At 73.8% G+C, this 16,551-nt stretch carries 12 protein-coding genes and 1 pseudogene; 5 read left to right on the plus strand and 8 right to left on the minus strand.

Annotated features, from left to right (window positions below):
* Positions 1 to 254: 254 nt before the first annotated feature.
* Positions 255 to 995 carry a gamma-glutamyl-gamma-aminobutyrate hydrolase family protein gene (locus ACQEVS_RS05935; protein ID WP_433027293.1) on the plus strand — a complete coding sequence of 247 codons (741 nt, stop codon included), beginning with the start codon at positions 255 to 257 and terminating at the stop codon, positions 993 to 995.
* 311 nt (positions 996 to 1,306) lie between these two features.
* Here ACQEVS_RS05935 and ACQEVS_RS05940 read toward each other — a convergent pair whose 3' ends face one another.
* A complete protein-coding gene (locus tag ACQEVS_RS05940) occupies positions 1,307 to 2,239 on the minus strand; it encodes a LysR family transcriptional regulator (protein ID WP_433016176.1) in 933 nt (310 codons plus the stop codon).
* Between the two features lie 70 nt (positions 2,240 to 2,309).
* Between ACQEVS_RS05940 and ACQEVS_RS05945 the strand changes: the two genes are divergently transcribed.
* Entirely contained in the window at positions 2,310 to 3,485 is a 1,176-nt protein-coding gene (locus tag ACQEVS_RS05945) for a TDT family transporter (RefSeq protein WP_433016179.1), read from the plus strand.
* Here the strand turns inward: ACQEVS_RS05945 and ACQEVS_RS05950 are convergent.
* The 3 genes from ACQEVS_RS05950 to ACQEVS_RS05960 form a co-directional block, all read right to left on the minus strand.
* A complete protein-coding gene (locus ACQEVS_RS05950) occupies positions 3,412 to 4,161 on the minus strand; it encodes a helical backbone metal receptor (RefSeq protein WP_433016182.1) in 750 nt (249 codons plus the stop codon). The two genes, ACQEVS_RS05945 and ACQEVS_RS05950, sit on opposite strands and share 74 nt — an antisense overlap.
* A 205-nt stretch (positions 4,162 to 4,366) precedes the next feature.
* Entirely contained in the window at positions 4,367 to 6,169 is a 1,803-nt protein-coding gene (locus ACQEVS_RS05955; protein ID WP_433016185.1) for an ABC transporter permease/substrate binding protein, read from the minus strand.
* Positions 6,162 to 7,196, minus strand: a complete 1,035-nt coding sequence (locus ACQEVS_RS05960; RefSeq protein WP_433016188.1) for a quaternary amine ABC transporter ATP-binding protein — start codon at positions 7,194 to 7,196, stop codon at positions 6,162 to 6,164. The genes ACQEVS_RS05955 and ACQEVS_RS05960 overlap by 8 nt, the downstream gene beginning before the upstream one ends.
* 254 nt (positions 7,197 to 7,450) lie before the next feature.
* On the opposite strand from ACQEVS_RS05960, the pseudogene ACQEVS_RS05965 reads away from it, so the two are divergent.
* The 3 genes and pseudogenes from ACQEVS_RS05965 (at position 7,451) to ACQEVS_RS05975 (ending at position 10,438) form a co-directional block, all read left to right on the plus strand.
* Positions 7,451 to 8,355: pseudogene (locus tag ACQEVS_RS05965) on the plus strand (5'-3' exonuclease).
* Between the two features lie 67 nt (positions 8,356 to 8,422).
* Positions 8,423 to 9,289 (plus strand): siderophore-interacting protein, encoded by an 867-nt coding sequence (locus ACQEVS_RS05970; protein WP_433016191.1) that lies wholly within the window; start codon positions 8,423 to 8,425, stop codon positions 9,287 to 9,289.
* A gap of 117 nt (positions 9,290 to 9,406) precedes the next feature.
* The gene (locus ACQEVS_RS05975) at positions 9,407 to 10,438 is read left to right on the plus strand and encodes a hypothetical protein (protein ID WP_433016194.1); all 1,032 of its coding nucleotides are present in this window, start codon (positions 9,407 to 9,409) and stop codon (positions 10,436 to 10,438) included.
* Between the two features lie 133 nt (positions 10,439 to 10,571).
* On the opposite strand, the gene ACQEVS_RS05980 is transcribed toward ACQEVS_RS05975, so the two are convergent.
* The 4 genes from ACQEVS_RS05980 to ACQEVS_RS05995 form a co-directional block, all read right to left on the minus strand.
* Positions 10,572 to 11,345, minus strand: coding sequence for an ABC transporter permease (locus tag ACQEVS_RS05980; RefSeq protein WP_433016197.1), 774 nt, complete (start codon positions 11,343 to 11,345; stop codon positions 10,572 to 10,574).
* The gene (locus ACQEVS_RS05985) at positions 11,342 to 12,367 is read right to left on the minus strand and encodes an ATP-binding cassette domain-containing protein (RefSeq protein ID WP_433016200.1); all 1,026 of its coding nucleotides are present in this window, start codon (positions 12,365 to 12,367) and stop codon (positions 11,342 to 11,344) included. Before ACQEVS_RS05985 ends, ACQEVS_RS05980 begins: the two co-directional genes overlap by 4 nt.
* A 242-nt stretch (positions 12,368 to 12,609) precedes the next feature.
* Positions 12,610 to 13,215 carry a PadR family transcriptional regulator gene (locus ACQEVS_RS05990; RefSeq protein ID WP_433027296.1) on the minus strand — a complete coding sequence of 202 codons (606 nt, stop codon included), beginning with the start codon at positions 13,213 to 13,215 and terminating at the stop codon, positions 12,610 to 12,612.
* Between the two features lie 243 nt (positions 13,216 to 13,458).
* Positions 13,459 to 16,272, minus strand: a complete 2,814-nt coding sequence (locus tag ACQEVS_RS05995; RefSeq protein WP_433016203.1) for a DEAD/DEAH box helicase — start codon at positions 16,270 to 16,272, stop codon at positions 13,459 to 13,461.
* Between the last annotated feature and the right edge of the window lie 279 nt (positions 16,273 to 16,551).

Here is a 16,551-nt window from a genome sequence, read left to right on the forward strand (position 1 = left end):
GGTTGCGCGACACCCCGTCAGCGGGCAAAGGTACCGGGGGCGACCTTTACCGGGCCCCACCGACGGACCCCACCGACGGACCCCACCGACGGACCCCACCGACGGGTCCCCACCGACGGGCAACACCCGGCGGGACGACGCCCGTACGGATCCCCGGCCGGTCTCCCCCACCGGAAAGGACGCGAGGACAACGTGACAATCCAGCAGAGCCCGCCCGGCCCCGCTCCTCGGGCCCCCGGGCCCACCGGCCGCTGATCGGGGTCACCACCTACTCCACCCGCGCCCGCTGGGGCGTCGCCTGGGACCAGCACGCGGCGCTGCTGCCGAGCACGTACCCGGAGTACGTCCGGCGGGCGGGCGGCCTGGCCGTCATGCTGCCGCCCGACGCCCCGGACGCCGCCCCCGAGCTCGTCGCACGCCTCGACGGCCTGGTCCTCGCGGGCGGCGAGGACGTGGACCCGGCCCTCTACGGCGAGAAGCCGCACCCCCGCACCGGCCGCCCGGTCCCGGAGCGCGACCTGTGGGAACTGGCCCTGCTGGACGCGGCATTGCGGTGCGGCACCCCGGTGCTGGGCATCTGCCGGGGCATGCAGCTGATGAACGTCCACGCCGGCGGCACCCTCAACCAGCACCTCCCGGAAACCGTGGGCCACAAGGGCCACAACCCTCGCGTCGGCACCTTCGCCGACCACCTCGTGGAGACGGTCCCGGGCACCCTGACGGCCCGTCTGATGCCCATCCCGGTGGACGTCGCCACCCACCACCACCAGGGCGTCGCCCGCCTGGGCCGCGGCCTCGTCGCCTCGGCCCACGCGGAGGACGGCACCATCGAGGCCCTCGAACTCCCGTCTCCGGAGGGCGGCTTCGCCGTCGGCGTCCAGTGGCACCCGGAGGTACGTGACGACCTGCGCCTGATCCGCGGGCTGGTCGCGGCGGCGGCGCAGCCGTCAGCCGGCGCCGCCGGGCGCGCGGCCGGCCGCCACCGGGCCCCGTAGCACCTGGGCCCGGAGACGGAAGGGACGGCCTCACCAGGCTTCGGAACACCCGGCCCCGGACGGGGACGAGCCGCCTCACCTGGGCCCGTGGCACCCGCCCCCGGACGGGACCGGACGGCCTCACCCGGCCCCCGCAGCACACCCACCCCCGGACGGGAACGGCCGGCCCCACCAGGCCGCTCAGCACCCACCCCCGCACAGGCACGGGTCGCTACACCCGACCCCGTAGCACCCGCCCCGGGGACGCGGACGGCACCCGCCGCGCCGAGCGCGGCGTTCCGTGGCAGAGGCCCCTTCCGGAAGCGCCGCGCCTACCCCCGCGTCAGCCCCAGCAGTTCCCACGCCGGTCCCACCGGCCGCTGCCCCAGTGGCCAGACCGCGCGCAGGGCCCGTCGCAGGCCGAGGCCGGCGACGGGGACCTCGACGAGGCGGCGACTGGCCAGCTCGTCCACGACGGCCAGTTCACTGAGGACGGACGGGCCGGCGCCGCTCACGACCGCCGCCTTGACGGCCGTGGTCGAGGCCAGTTCCAGCAGCGGCGGGGCCGGGCCGTCCTCGGCGGCGAGGGCCGCGTCGAGGACCTGGCGGGTGCCGGAGCCGCTCTCGCGGAGGATCAGGGGGGTGGCGGCGAGCTCCGCGCGGGTCAGGGGCGTCCGGCGGCGGGCCCAGGGGTGGGTGGGCGCGGTGACCAGGACGAGCCGGTCGTGGCCGATGACGGCGCCGTCGAGGCCGGGTGGCAGCTCCAGCCCCTCGACGAACCCGAGGTCCGCCCGGCCCTCGAGGAGGCGGGCCGCCACGGCCGCCGAGTTGCCCGCGAACAGGGAGACGGCCGTCCCCGGCCGCTCCGTGCGCAGCGTGATCAGCCAGCCGGGCAGCAGGTACTCGGCGATGGTCATGCTCGCCGCGACCCGCAGCCGCGAGTCGCGGCGGGTGCGCAGCGCCTGGGCCCCGGCGTCGAGGGCCTCGGCCGCCTCGACGATCCGGCGCGCCCAGTCCGTCACCAGGACGCCCGCCGGGGTGAGCCGGGAGCCGCGCGGCGAGCGTTCCACCAGGGCGACGCCCAGCAGCCGTTCCATGCTCCGGAGGCGGCCGCTCGCGGCGGGCTGGGTGATGCCCAGTTCGCGGGCCGCGCGGCCGAGGCTGCCCAGCCGGGCCACGGCGAGCAGCAGTTCCAGGGCGGCCAGGTCGGGGACGCGTTCCGCGACGGGCCGGGGCGGGCCGGACGAGTCCGACGGGTAAGTCATAAGTCAAGGTTATGTCCTCATAGGACAGGGGCCCCTGGTGAGGGTGGGCCGGAGGGACGACCGTGGAGGCATGAGCACGGTCCGTTCCTTCATCCCAGCCCCCGCCCCGGCGCCCCCTGATGTCGCCGCCCCCTCCCCCGCCGTCAGGCGGCTGCGTCACCTCGGCCCGAACTGGTACGCCGCGGTCATGGGCACCGCCATCGTGGCAAGCGCCGGCGCGGCGCTTCCCGGGCGGGCCCTGCCGCGTCCGGCCCTGGGGGCCGTCTGGCTCCTGGCGGCCGCCGCCCTCGTGGCGCTCCTCGCCGCCCGGGCCGCGCACTGGGCGCGCCACCGGGACCAGGCGGTCCGGCATCTGGCGGACCCCGCGGTGGCGCCCTTCTACGGCTGTCTGGCGATGGCCCTGCTGGCGGTCGGGAGCGCGACGCTCTCGGTAGGGGCGGGCGTGACCGGCGAACCGGCGGCGGTGGCGGCGGACGCGGTGCTGTGGACGGCGGGCACGGTCACCGGCCTGGCGGCGGCGGCCGGCATCCCGTTCCTGATGGTGACCCGGCACCGCGTCGAGCCCGGCACGGCCTCGCCCGTGTGGCTGCTGCCGGTCGTGGCGCCCATGGTGTCGGCCGCGCTCGGGCCGGCCCTCGTCGCCCACCTGCCGGCCGGGCAGCCGCGGGAGGCCATGCTGCTCGGCTGTTACGCGCTGTTCGGGCTGAGCCTGCTGATGACGCTGATGATCCTGCCGGTGCTGTTCTCCCGGCTGGTCCACCACGGCCCGCTGCCGCCGGCCCTGACCCCGACGCTGTTCCTCGTCCTCGGCCCGCTGGGGCAGTCCACCACGGCGGTGAACAACCTCGCCGACGCGGCCCCCGGCGCGGTCGGCGGCCCGTACCCGGCGGCGATGACGGCCTTCGCGGTGCTGTACGGCGTGCCGGTCATGGGCTTCGCCCTGCTGTGGCTGGCCTTCGCCACGGCCATGGTGGTCCGGGCGGCCCGCTCCGGCATGGGCTTCGCGATGGCCTGGTGGGCCTTCACCTTCCCGGTCGGCACCTGCGTCACGGGCGCCGCGGGACTGGCGCGCCACACCGGGCTGCACGCCCTCACCTGGCTGGCGGCCGGCCTGTACGCGGTGCTGGTGGCGGCCTGGGCGGTCGCGGCCGTACGGACCGCGGGCGGGCTGGTCAGCGGACGGCTGTTCGCAGCGCCCGTCCCAGCACCTCGGGCGCGTGTGTCAACGACGGCCCGTACCAGGTGAGATGCCGGCCGCTGACCAGCGCGGCGGGGAGCCCGGGGAACGCCTCGGGCCCGTCGTCGCGCGTGAAGCGGTACGGCTCGTCGGGCAGCACGACCAGATCCGCGCCGGTCGCGCGCAGCTCCTCCGGCGGGACGCGCGGGTAGCGCTCGGCGTGGCCGGCGTACACGTGGTGGACGCCGAGCCGGGCGAGGACGTCCCCGGCGAAAGTGTCGCGCCCGAGCACCATCCACGGCCTGCGCCACACCGGAACCACCGCTCGCAGCAAGGGCGTTGCCGGCCGAACGTCCCGCCAGGCGTCCCGCGCGTCCGCCAGCCAGCCGGGCGAGGACAGCCCGCAGCCGGCCACGAGAAGCCGTTCCAGCTCGGCGAATGCCTGGTCGAGCGTGCGGACTTCGGTCACCAGCACCTCAAGACCGGCCGCACGCAGGGCCACGAGGTCGGGGGCCCGGTTCTCCTCCTCGTTGGCGACGACGAGGTCCGGCGCGAGCGCGGCGATCCGCGCGACGTCGGGGTTCTTGGTGCCGCCGACGCGGACGACGTCGAGCCCGGCCGGATGCTCGCACCAGTCCGTGGCGCCGACGAGCAGTTCCGGCGCGGTGGCGGCGACGGCCTCGGTGAGGGATGGGACGAGCGAGACGACGCGGCGTACGGTACGGCGCTTGGTCGGCGGGGTCATCGCCCCACCGTACGCCGGGGGGAGGGGTGCCCCGGTCCCGCCGTTTCACCGTTTCTTGCGGGGGCGGGCCCCCGGACGGGCTGGAATCAGCCCGTCCGGCGTTTGAGGACGAGCGGCGAAGCCGCGACAAGCGGGGTCTGGGGCGCAGCCCCAGGAAGCGGCGAAGGGGAGGGCCCGGGGCACAGCCCGCCGCAGGCGCCCCGCCTCAACCCGTCTGCACCGGCGCCAGCTTGTCCAGCAACCCCGGATGAGCATCCAGCCAGCGCCCGGCAGACGCCTTCTCCTTCCCCTTGCCACCCTTCTGGATCTCCGCCTCCAAGGAAGCGAGATCCTTCTCGGACATCGTGAACCCCTTCACCCACTCCGCGATCCGCGGAAAGTCCGCGGCGAAGTCCTTCTTGCCCACGACGTGCAGCTTCTCGCCCTTGCCCCAGGCCCCCTTGGGGTCCTTGAGCTTCTTGAGGTCGTAGGTGCCGTACGCCCAGTGCGGCGACCACAGGGTGGTGACGACGGGCTCCTTGTTCTTGATGGCCCGGTCGAGCTCGGCGAGCATCGTGGAGGTGGAGGACGAGACGACCTTGTACTCGCCGTCCAGGCCGTAGTCCTTGAGGACGTTGCCGTTGAGCTTGCCCATCATGCCGGCGCTGGCCTCGATGCCGACGATCTTCCCGCCGAACTTGCCGGCCTTGCCCTTGAGGTCCTCCAGCGAGTTCACATCCTTGACGTAGGACGGGACGGTCAGCTCCAGGGAGGTGGGGCCGTACCAGGTGCCGAGGTCGCTGAGCTTGTCGCCGTACCGGTCCATGTACTGCTGGTGCGTTGTGGGCAGCCAGGAGTCGAACTGGACGTCCATCTGCCCCTGGGCCAGCGCGGTGTACAGCGGGCCGGGATCGAGCTGCTTGACCTCGGGCCGGTAGCCGCGGGCCTCCAGGACGTTCTGCCAGAGGTAGGTGGTGGCGACGGCCTCGTCCCACGGGAAGTAGCCGATCTTCACCTTCTGCCCGCGGCCCACGTCGGACCCGGCGGCCACGCTCTCCCGCTCGCCGCCGACCAGGTGCATACCGCCCGCCACGAGGGCGAGGACGACGACGCCGACGGTGGCGACGGCGGTGCCGGGACGGTAGTTCAGGACGGCCGAGGGGCGCGCGCCCGCCTGGGACTTGGCGGCGGCCCGGCGGCCGAGCGGGGAGACCCGCTTGCCGAGCGCGCCGGTCATCCGGTCCAGGTACATGGCGAGGACGACGACCGCGAGGCCGCTCTCCACGCCGCCGCCGATGTCGACCTGGGTGACGGCCGCGTAGACGGTCTCGCCGAGGCCGCCCGCGCCGGCCATGCCCGCGATGACGACCATGGACAGCGCCAGCATGATGACCTGGTTGACGCCCGCCATGATGGTGGGCAGCGCCAGCGGCAGCTGGACGCGGGTGAGGGTGTGGCGCGGGGTGGTGCCGAACGCCCGCGCGGCCTCGACGAGTTCGCCGTCCACCTGGCGGATGCCCAGCTCGGTCATCCGGACGCCGGGCGGCATCGAGAAGATGATCGTCGCGAACAGGCCCGGGATCGGGCCGATCGAGAAGAACATCACGCCGGGGATCAGGTAGACGAACGCCGGCATCGTCTGCATCAGGTCGAGCACCGGCCGCAGCGCCCGGCTGACGCGCTGGTCGCGGGCGGCCCAGATGCCCAGCGGCACGGCGAGCAGCAGGGTGATGAAGCTGGCGACGAGGACGAGCGACAGCGTCGCGGTGGCCTCGTCCCACAGCTCGAAGGAGTCGATCAGGGCGAGGCCCGCGAAGGCGAACACCCCGGCGAGCAGCCCGCGCAGCCACCAGGCGACGACGGCCAGGATGCCCGCCATCAGCAGCGCGTCGGGCGCGTCGAGCACCGCGTGCACACCGTCGTAGAGGCCGGTCAGGACGGTGCTGATGGCGTCGAAGAGCCAGGAGAGGTGGGTCTGGAGCCAGTCCACGGCGGACTGCGCCCAGGAGCCGAGCTTGATCCTAGGCACCGGCGGTCACCCCCGCCGGCTGCTCGCCGAGCACGGCCAGCAGCCGGTCCCGGGTGACCACTCCCGCCGGGGCGCCGTCGGCGCCGGTCACGGCGACCGGTCCGGTGCCGAGGGCGAGCGGGGCGAACAGGTCGGCCAGCGGCGTGCCCGAGGCCACGGTGGCGACGGCGTCCGCGCCGGCACCGTCCTTCTCCGCGATCGAGCCGGCGGTCAGGACCCGCGAGCGGTCGACGTCCTGGATGAAGGAGGCGACGTAGTCGTTGGCGGGCCGGACGAGGATGTCCTCGGCGGTGCCGTTCTGGACGATGCGGCCGTCGCGCATGACGGCGACGCGGTCGCCGAGGCGCATGGCCTCGTTGAGGTCGTGGGTGATGAACACGATGGTCTTCTTCAGCCGCTTCTGGAGGTCCAGCAGCTGGTCCTGCATGTCGCGGCGGATCAGGGGGTCGAGGGCGCTGAAGGACTCGTCCATCAGCAGCAGGTCGGCGTCGGTGGCGAGGGCGCGGGCGAGGCCCACGCGCTGCTGCATGCCGCCGGAGAGCTCGTCGGGCCAGGAGCGCTCCCAGCCGGCCAGGCCGGCGAGCTCCAGGGCCTCGGCGGCCCGCCGCTCGCGCTCGGCGCGCGGGACGCCGCGCACCTCCAGGCCGTAGCCCGCGTTCTCCAGCACGCTGCGGTGCGGGAAGAGGGCAAAGTGCTGGAAGACCATGCTGATGTTGCGCGAACGGACCTCGCGCAGCTCGGCGGGGGTCAGGGCGGTCAGGTCGCGCCCGTCGTAGGAGACCCGGCCGGAGGTGGGGTCCAGGAGGCCGTTGAGCATCCGGAGCAGGGTGGACTTTCCGGAGCCCGAGAGACCCATCACGACGAAGATCTCGCCGGCCTCGACCTCGAACGAGGCGTCGATCACGGCTGCCGTGGTGCCGTCCGCACGCAGCTCGTCGCGGCTCGCGCCGCCTTCGAGCCGCTTGACGGCGGCTTCGGGTCGTTTGCCGAACACCTTGTACAAGTGCTCGGCCTTCAGCCTGGACACATACACCTCACGGGTCGAACCTGGTGACGCCCGCCTCCCCCCGGCGGGCGGCCGTGGAGCGGGACGGGCATCGGGCCCGCGTCCCGCCCGCGCCGTTCCGGCACAGACGGGTCCGCTCCGCGGCCGCGCCTGCCCGCGTTTTCCGGGAGCAAACGGAAGAGTGATCCACTTCACATCCGCCTGACATCCGCTTCGCTTGAGGCCGGGGGTGTGTCAGTGGCGTACGGCATGATCGGGGTGTGACGCGACGCCTGATGCTCCTCGACACCGCCTCGCTCTACTTCCGCGCGTACTTCGGCGTGCCGGAGTCGGTGCGGGCCCCCGACGGCACGCCCGTGAACGCGGTGCGCGGCCTGCTGGACTTCATCGCCCGCCTCGTCCAGGACCACCACCCGGACGACCTCGTGGCCTGCATGGACGAGGACTGGCGCCCGCAGTGGCGAGTGGACCTCATCCCCTCCTACAAGGCCCACCGGGTGGCCGAGGAGGTGCCCGAGGGCACGGACGAGGAGGAGGTGCCGGACACCCTCTCCCCCAGGTGCCGGTGATCGAGCAGGTGCTGGACGCGGTGGGCATCGCCCGCGTCGGCGCGCCGGGGTACGAGGCCGACGACGTGATCGGCACCCTCACCGCGCGGGCCACCGGCCCGGTGGACGTGGTCACCGGCGACCGGGACCTCTACCAGCTGGTCGACGACGCCCGCGGGGTGCGCGTGCTGTACCCGGTGAAGGGCGTCGGCACGCTCCAGCCGGTGGACGAGGCGGCTCTGCGGGAGAAGTACGGGGTGGACGGCCCCGGCTACGCCGACCTGGCGCTGCTGCGCGGCGACCCGAGCGACGGGCTGCCCGGCGTGCCGGGGGTCGGCGAGAAGACGGCGGCGAAGCTGCTGGCCACGTACGGCGACCTGGCGGGCATCCTGGCGGCCGTGGCCGACCCGGCGTCCAGGCTGACCCCGGCGCAGCGCCGGCGGCTGGACGAGGCGCGGCCCTACCTGGCGGTGGCGCCGAAGGTGGTGCGGGTGGCGTCCGATGTGGCGCTGCCGCCCTTCGACGCGGCCCTGCCGGCCGGCCCGCGCGACGCGCGCGCCCTGGAGGTACTGGCCGAACGGTGGGGGCTGGGCGGATCCTTGCAGCGGCTGCTGTCCGCCCTTCCCGGGTAGGGGTAGTGTTAGGTTAGGCAGGCCTAACTAATACTTCATACCCGCGCGTGCTCAGGGAGACCGATCCATGGCAGACCGCCCCGCCCCCAGGAAACGTCCGGTCCACCGGGCACACGTGCTGCGCACCGAGCACCTGACGCCCCACATGACGCGGGTCGTCCTGGGCGGCGAGGCCCTGGACGCGTTCCCGGCCGGGGAGTTCACGGACCACTACATCAAGCTCCTCCTCCCCTACGAGGGCGTCGCCTACCCGGAGCCCTTCGACATGGAGGTCATCCGCCGGGACCTGCCCCGCGACCAGTGGCCGCGCACCCGGACGTACACCGTCCGCTCCTTCGACCGCCTCGCCCGCGAGCTGGTCGTCGACTTCGTGGTCCACGGCGACGAGGGCCTGGCCGGCCCCTGGGCCGCCCACGTCGAGCCGGGCACCGAGGTGCTGTTCATGGGCCCGGGCGGCGCCTACGCGCCCGACCCGGACGCCGACTGGCACCTCCTCGCGGGCGACGAGAGCGCCCTCCCCGCCATCGCCGCCGCCCTGGAACGGCTGTCGGCGACCCGTCCCGACGCCACCGTCCGGGCGTTCGTCGAGATCGCCCACGAGGACGAGGAGCAGAAGCTCGACCTCGCCCCCGGCATCGAGGTGACCTGGCTGCACCGTGGCGCCGCCCCCGTCGGCGAGGCCCTGGTGGCGGCCGTCCGCTCCCTCGACTTCCCGCCCGGTGACGTGCACGCCTTCGTCCACGGCGAGGCCGGCTTCGTCAAGGAACTCCGCCGCCACCTGCGCCTGGAGCGGGAGATCCCCCGCGAACGCCTCTCGATCTCCGGCTACTGGCGCCGGGGCCACGACGAGGACGGCTGGCAGGCGTCCAAGCGGGAGTGGAACCAGCAGGTGGAGGCGGAACAGGAGAGGGCGACCAGCCCGTCCGGCGTCTGAGCACAGCGGGGGGTGCCCCCTGGGGAGGGTCCGGGGCACACCCACACATCCCGCACCGCAGGCTCGCCCCGCGGCCGCCCACCGCCCCCGCTCGCCCCCGGGGATAAGCTCAGCGCCATGCGCCCCGCACGGATATCCCTCGCGAGCACGGCCGCCGCCGCCCTCGCCCTGGCGGCGGCCGGCCCGGCCCTCGCCGCGCCGGCACCGGCCACGCCGCACACGGAGATCACCCGCGCGGACCCGGCCCCGCGCGGGGGCGACGCCGAGTTCGTCGTGACCGTCGAGGGCCCGGCCCCCGAGGGAGTCGACTCCGTCGTGGTGGAGTCACCCGTCTTCGACACGAAGATCACCGTCCCCAAGAAGGACTTCGACCGCAACAAGGCCGACGACACCACCATGCCGGTCCGCGGCCACGTCCGCTGCGACGCCCGGCCCGGCGAGCACCCGGTACAGGTGCTGCTGAACGGCACGGGAAAGCCCGCCGCCACCACGCGGCTGACGGTGACCGGCGGGCGCACCGGCGCCTGCGCCGCCGGCTCGCCCGGCCCCACCGCGTCCACCGGCCCGGCCGGCGCGTCCGCGCTGCGCCTCCGCCCCGGCGGCCGCGAGCCGCAGCGCGGCGGCGAGGCCGTGTTCACCATCACCACCGACCGGGCCACCCTCGACGCGCACGACGCCCTCGCCCTCCGCTCCCCCGCCTTCGTCGCCCCCGTCAAGCGCCTGTCCAAGAACTTCAAGGAGGGCAAGGCCGACGGCTGGTGGACCGACCTCGCCGGCATGGTGCGCTGCGACATCCAGCCCGGCACCTACGCCGTGGACCTCGTGGCCGGCGGCGGTGACGAGGAGGAGGACTCCCCCCTGGAGTCGGTGAGGTTCACCGTGCCGAAGGCCATGGACCCGGCCAACCGCGACTTCTGCGCCGGCCCCCACGCGTACAAGGAGGTCGTCGACCGGACCAGCGAGACCGCCCCCGACGAGGACGGTTCCGAGGGCGGCGGCCACGCGGCCCGGGCCGGCGACGGCGGCCCGGGCACCGGGGCGATCGTCGGCATCGCGTCCGCCGCGGCCCTGGTGGCGGCCTCGGTCACGTACTTCCTCGTCGGCCGCCGCCGCAGGCGGGCCCGGAAGCGGCCCGACGAGTCCTGGTAGCCCGGGCACCACACAGTCCGTCGGGGGTGCCCCCTCTGGAGGAAGGGCCGGGGCATGACCAACCCCGGCACCCGCCCGCCCCCACGGACCTACCCGGACTCGTGAACCACACGGACTACACGGACTACACGGACTACACGGACCGCTGATAAGCCCGGAACGTCCGCCCCGAAACCCACACCGCGACCAGCCCGGCCACCAGCAGCAGCCCGCACCGCCCGAGCACCAGGCCCCAGTCCGGGTCACCGGCCAGGGCGGACCGGCTCATGGTCAGCGCCCAGTCGACGGGGTTGTAGTCGACGGCGTGCCGCATCCACCCCGGCATCAGCTCCGGCTTCATGAAGGCGGACGAGACGAACGTCAGCGGCAGCAGCAGGAACGTGTTCAGCGCGATGATCGACTCACGCTGCCGGGCCAGCACGCCGATCGTGTTGGACACGGCACCGGTCACCACGGCCAGCAGCACGGAGGCGAGCACCAGCAGAGCCAGCCCACCGGCCCCACCCGGGTACTCCGCCCCACCGGCCAGCCCGAGCAGCACGATGACGACGGACTGGACCGCCGTACTCACGGCCTGCTGCACGACGTTGGCGTTGAGCAGCGCGCCCCGACTCACCGGCGTGGTGAGGAACCGGTTGAGCGTGCCGCGCTCTATCTCGTCCAGCGTGCTCATCCCCGCCCACATGGCGCTGGAGAGGGCGCTCATCACGACGACCCCCGGCACCAGGTAGTCGAGGTAGCTGCCGCCGAAGCCGGGCAGCTCGACGACCCGGCGGAACAGGGCGCCGAAGAGGAACAGCCAGATCACCGGCTGGATCAGGGTGATCACCAAGAAGGCGGGCTGCCGTACCACAGCGGTGAGTTGACGCTGCGTCATGTACCACGTGTGACGGAGGACGGCACTCATCGGGCACCCCCCGCCGGAACGGCGTCCGCACCCGCGTCCGCGTCCGCGAAGCGCCGCCCCGCGTGCCGCAGGTAGACGTCGTCGAGGGAGGGCCGGGCGACGGTGACGGACGCGACCGGGACGCCGGCCCCGGCGAGCACGGCCAGGACGGCGGGGACGGCCGCGGCGCCGTCGTCCGCCCGGGCGCTCAGCCGGTGTCCGTCGAGGGCGGCCTCCCGGACGCCGGCGGACGCGCCGAGCGTCGCCGCCAGCGCCGGCCCGGCCGCGGGGTCCACCGGTTCGCGCAGTTCCACGTGCACGGCGTCGCCGCGCAGTTCGCCCTTGAGCCCGTCGGGTGTGCCGGTGGTGACGACGCGCCCGCGGTCGACGATGGCGATCCGCTCGGCGAGCCGGTCGGCCTCGTCCAGGTAGTGGGTGGTGAGGAGGATGCTCAGCCCCTCCTCACCGGCCAGCCGGCCGATCTCCTCCCACATGGCCGTCCGCGCCTCGGGGTCGAGCCCGGTCGTCGGCTCGTCGAGGAACAGCACCTCGGGCCGGTGGACCAGGCCGATCGCGACGTCGAGCCGGCGCAGCATGCCGCCGGAGTACGTCCGGGCGGGCCGGCCGGCCGCGTGGGTGAGGGCGAAGCGGGCCAGCAGTTCGTCGGCGCGGGCGGCGAGGGCGGCCCCTCGGAGCCCGTAGAGCCGGCCCTGGAGCAGCAGGTTCTCGCGCCCGGTGGCCGTGGGGTCGGCTCCGGAGCGCTGGGCGACGACGCCGATGGCGCGCCGTACGCGCTCGGGCCGGCGGAGGACGTCGTGGCCGGCGACGGACGCGGTGCCGGCGTCGGGCCGGGCCAGGGTGGTGAGGATCTTGACGGTGGTGGACTTGCCGGCACCGTTGGGGCCGAGGAGCCCGAAGACGGTGCCGGGCCGGACGGTCAGGTCGAGCCCGTCCAGGGCGGTCACCCCGCCGGGGTAGGTCTTGGTCAGCCCGCGCGCCTCGATGGCGGGCGCGGCGGTGCCGACGGGCATGGCTGTGCTCATGGCTGAGCGGCCTCCGTGTGTCGGTGGGTTCGGTGCACGCCGAATCCGGTGCCGCCGGATTCGGGTGTATGACGAACCGGTCCACGGGGGTGCCGGGCTATCCTGGGTGTGCCGCACCTCGACAGCCGGCCTGCCCCGCAGGCCCGTTCGGGGTTCCGGGGTCCCGGCGGGGGCTGTTGCAGCAGCACCCGCCGGGACTTCGTTTTTCGATGTCTTCTCGGACGGTCCCGGACGACCGTCCCTCACTCCGCGTTCTCGCCCACGGCCTCCTCCAGTTTCCGCAGGGTCTCCGGCAGCCGGCCGGTCTCGCTCAGCTCGCGCCATTCGGCGGTGCCGCCGACCGTGCCCCGGTCGAGGTCGGCGCGGAAGCCATGGAGGAAGTCCAGTTCGGCCTCCAGCATGTGCAGCCGGAACTCCGTCTCGACGAGCAGCAGCCGGGGCAGCGTCCCGTCGAGGCCCCGGAGCGACTCCCGGTGCCCGGCGGCCTCGCCCTCGCGGGCGGCGATCCGCTCGTCGAACAGGGTGCGGGCCTCGTCGTACGGCAGCGCCATGAGCAGCGACAGGGCCGTCTCGAACAGCGGGTACTCCCGCGCCGGGACGGCCACCAAGTCGGCGAGCCAGTCGCGCGCCTCCCGCCGACCGGCGGTGGTGAGCCCGTAGAGGGTGCGCTCCGGGCGGTTGCCCCTGCGGTCGGTGCCGGCCTCCTCGACGAAGCCGTGCTTCTCCAGGTTGCGCACCACGGTGTAGAGCGAACCGTAGTTGATCTTGATGCTCTGGTCCTTGCCGCGCAGCCGCAGCACCCTGGCGATCTCGTACGGGTGCATCGGCCGCTCGAACAGCGTGACCATGACGGCCAGCGCCAAGGGGTTGCTCAGTTTCCGCCGGGCTGCCTTCGACACGTCGACTCCTCGTCGTCGTATATCCGTCGACAAGCATATCGCGTTACCCGGAAAGAGCAACCCCGCGATGTATCGCGTTTGGGCGGGGCCGGGAGAACGCGAAAGAGCCCGCCCCGGAGGCTTCCGGGAACGCGAAAGAGCCCGTCCCCGGAGACTTCCGGGAACGGGCTCTCGATCGGGAACCGGCGCGGCTCACCCCACCGAGGAGTACGCCACCACCCCGCGCAGCAGGCCGTCGACCGCCTTGCGGGCGTTGCGCGCGACCGGGCTGCCGTGCGGCGCGGCGGCCGCGATCTGGCCGAGGACGTCGATCAGCTGCTTGCACCAGCGGACGAAGTCACCGGCCGGCATCTCGATCTCGCGCAGCACCTCGTCCAGCCCGTGCCCGGAGGCCCAGCGATAAGCGGCCCAGGCGAACCCGAGGTCGGGCTCGCGCTGGCCCACACCCTCCGCCTGGTTGATCCGGTGCGCCTCCTCCAGGGCGTCCAGCCGACCCCAGATGCGGACCATCTCGCCCAGCGCCGCCTTGGCCGCGCCGGAGGGCAGCTTGGGCGCCACCGCGTCGTCGCTCATCCGCGCCTCGTAGACCAGCGCGGACGCGCAGGCCGCCAGCTCGGCCGGGGCCAGCCCGTCCCAGACGCCCTCCCGCAGGCACTCGGAGGCGAGCAGGTCCAGCTCGCCGTAGAGCCGGGCGAGCCGCCGGCCGTGCTCGGTCACCTCGCCGTTCCGCAGATAGTCGAGGTCGGTCAGGAGCGCGCAGATCCGGTCGAAGGTACGGGCGATGGTGTTCGTCCGGCCCTCGATCCGCCGCTCCAACTGCCGGGTGTCCCGCTGCAGCCGGTGGTAGCGCTCGGCCCAGCGGGCGTGGTCCTCGCGCTCGTCGCAGCCGTGGCAGGGATGCGCCCGGATCGCCGTCCGCAGCCGGGAGATCTCGGCGTCGTCGACGGCCGCGGACCGGCCCTTGCGGTGCCGATCGGGCACGATGTGCCCGGCCTTGGTGCGCAGCGCCGACGCGAGGTCGCGGCGGGACTGTGGGCTGCGCGGGTTGAACGTGCGCGGGATGCGCATCCGCTCCAGCGGCTCCACGGGCACCGGGAAGTCGAGCGCCGCGAGCCGCTTGACCTGCCGTTCCGCGGTGAGGACGAGCGGACGCGGCCCCTCGTAGTCGTAGCCGCGGGAGCGGTCGGCGCGGCCGGGCAGCCCCGGGTCCAGCACCAGCGCGAGCCCGGCGAACTTGCCGGTCGGCACGTGGATCACATCGCCCGGCTTGAGCTTCTCCAGGGCGGCGGCCGCGGCGGCCCGGCGCTGGGCGGCGCCCTGCTTGGCCAGCTCGGTCTCCCGCTCCTTCAGCTCCCTGCGCAGCCGCGCGTACTCGTCGAAGTCGCCGAGGTGGCAGGTGATCGCCTCGCGGTAGCCCGCCAGGCCCTCCTCGTTCTTCTGCACCTGCCGCGAGATGCCGACGACCGAACGGTCCGCCTGGAACTGGGCGAACGAGGTCTCCAGCAGCTCCCGCGACCGGTGCCGGCCGAACTGGGAGACGAGGTTGACCGCCATGTTGTACGACGGCTTGAAGCTCGACCGGAGCGGATACGTCCGGGTGCCGGCCAGACCCGCGAGGGCACCCGGGTCCATCCCCCGCTGCCAGAGCACGACCGCGTGCCCCTCGACGTCGATGCCCCGCCGGCCGGCCCGGCCGGTCAGCTGCGTGTACTCGCCGGGGGTGATGTCCGCGTGCTGCTCGCCGTTCCACTTGACGAGCTTCTCCAACACCACGGACCGCGCGGGCATGTTGATGCCCAGGGCCAGCGTCTCGGTGGCGAAGACCGCCTTCACCAGGCCCCTGACGAACAGCTCCTCGACGACCTCCTTGAAGGTCGGCAGCATTCCGGCGTGGTGCGCGGCGATGCCCCGCTCCAGCCCCTCCAGCCACTCGAAGTAGCCCAGGACGTGCAGGTCCTCGTCAGGGATCGACGCCGTCCGCTCCTCGACGATCTCCCGCACCCGGCGCCGGGCCTCGTCGTCGTTCAGCCGCAGCCCCGCGTACAGACACTGCTGGACGGCGGACTCGCAGCCCGCCCGGCTGAAGATGAAGGTGATGGCGGGCAACAGGCCCTCGGCGTCGAGCCGTTCGATGACCTCGACCCGGCTGGGGGTCCAGATCCGGCTGCGCTGCCGCCGCTCCCGCTCGCGGTCGGCCTCCCGGCCCCGGCGGCGGTCCCGGCCGCCCATCGGCCGGCTGTTCTCCATCCGGGCCAGCCGCACCAGGTCCGGGTTGACCTCCCGGCGGCCGGTGACGGGCGTGCCGTCCGGCCCCGTCTTCTCCTCGAACAGGTCGTACATGCGCCGCCCGGCCAGCACGTGCTGCCACAGCGGCACGGGCCGGTGCTCCGAGACGATCACCTCGGTGTCGCCGCGCACGGTGTCCAGCCAGTCGCCGAACTCCTCGGCGTTGGAGACCGTCGCCGACAGGGACACCAGGGTCACCGACTCGGGCAGGTGGATGATCACCTCTTCCCAGACGGCGCCGCGGAAGCGGTCGGAGAGGTAGTGCACCTCGTCCATGACCACGTGGCCCAGCCCGTTCAGGGCCTGGGACCCGGCGTACAGCATGTTCCGCAGCACCTCGGTGGTCATCACGAGCACCGGGGCGTCGGGGTTGACGCTGTTGTCACCGGTCAGCAGTCCGACCTTGGCGGCGCCGTAGCGCTTCACCAGGTCGTTGTACTTCTGGTTGGACAGCGCCTTGATGGGGGTGGTGTAGAAGCACTTGCGGCCCTCACGGAGGGCCAGGTGGACGGCGAACTCGCCCACGATCGTCTTGCCGGAGCCGGTCGGCGCCGCGACCAGCACCCCCTTTCCGGCCTCCAGGGCCTCGCAGGCGTCGATCTGGAACGGATCCAGCTCGAAGTCGTACATCTCACGGAAGGAGGCCAGCGCGGTGGCCTGCTCCGCGGCGCGTCGCTTCGCCAGGGCATAGCGCTCAGCAGGGGACATGTCGTCGGTCATCTTGTCTACGAGCCTACCGGGCGGGTCGGACAGGTACCCGATCTTTAACTGTGCCCCGGCTCCTCCCCCAGAGGGGGGCATCCCCATTTACCGTTTCTTGCGGGAGCCTGCACCGCGCCCCCGGGCGGGCTGATCTCAGCCCGTCCGGCGTTTGAGGACGAGCGGCGAAGCCGCGACAGCGGGGTCTGGGGCGCAGCCCCAGAAAGTGGCGAAGGGGAGGGACCGGGGCTCACTCCCCCGAACCCCCAGCACCCGCACCGCACCCGGCACCGCCTCCAC

The organism is Streptomyces sp. CA-181903 (assembly GCF_050937075.1).
Classification (GTDB): Bacteria; Actinomycetota; Actinomycetes; order Streptomycetales; family Streptomycetaceae; genus Streptomyces.

What these genes read in the sequence shown, in the direction of transcription:
- ACQEVS_RS05990 (WP_433027296.1), bottom strand. Translation starts at nt 13,215, where the DNA reads ATGGTCACGCTGTTCGAGCGGCCGATGCACCCGTACGAGATCGCCAGG.
- ACQEVS_RS05940 (WP_433016176.1), bottom strand. Translation starts at nt 2,239, where the DNA reads ATGACTTACCCGTCGGACTCGTCCGGCCCGCCCCGGCCCGTCGCGGAA.
- ACQEVS_RS05985 (WP_433016200.1), bottom strand. Translation starts at nt 12,367, where the DNA reads ATGAGCACAGCCATGCCCGTCGGCACCGCCGCGCCCGCCATCGAGGCG.
- ACQEVS_RS05980 (WP_433016197.1), bottom strand. Translation starts at nt 11,345, where the DNA reads ATGAGTGCCGTCCTCCGTCACACGTGGTACATGACGCAGCGTCAACTC.
- ACQEVS_RS05950 (WP_433016182.1), bottom strand. Translation starts at nt 4,161, where the DNA reads ATGACCCCGCCGACCAAGCGCCGTACCGTACGCCGCGTCGTCTCGCTC.
- ACQEVS_RS05945 (WP_433016179.1), top strand. Translation starts at nt 2,310, where the DNA reads ATGAGCACGGTCCGTTCCTTCATCCCAGCCCCCGCCCCGGCGCCCCCT.
- ACQEVS_RS05995 (WP_433016203.1), bottom strand. Translation starts at nt 16,272, where the DNA reads ATGACCGACGACATGTCCCCTGCTGAGCGCTATGCCCTGGCGAAGCGA.
- ACQEVS_RS05970 (WP_433016191.1), top strand. Translation starts at nt 8,423, where the DNA reads ATGGCAGACCGCCCCGCCCCCAGGAAACGTCCGGTCCACCGGGCACAC.
- ACQEVS_RS05975 (WP_433016194.1), top strand. Translation starts at nt 9,407, where the DNA reads ATGCGCCCCGCACGGATATCCCTCGCGAGCACGGCCGCCGCCGCCCTC.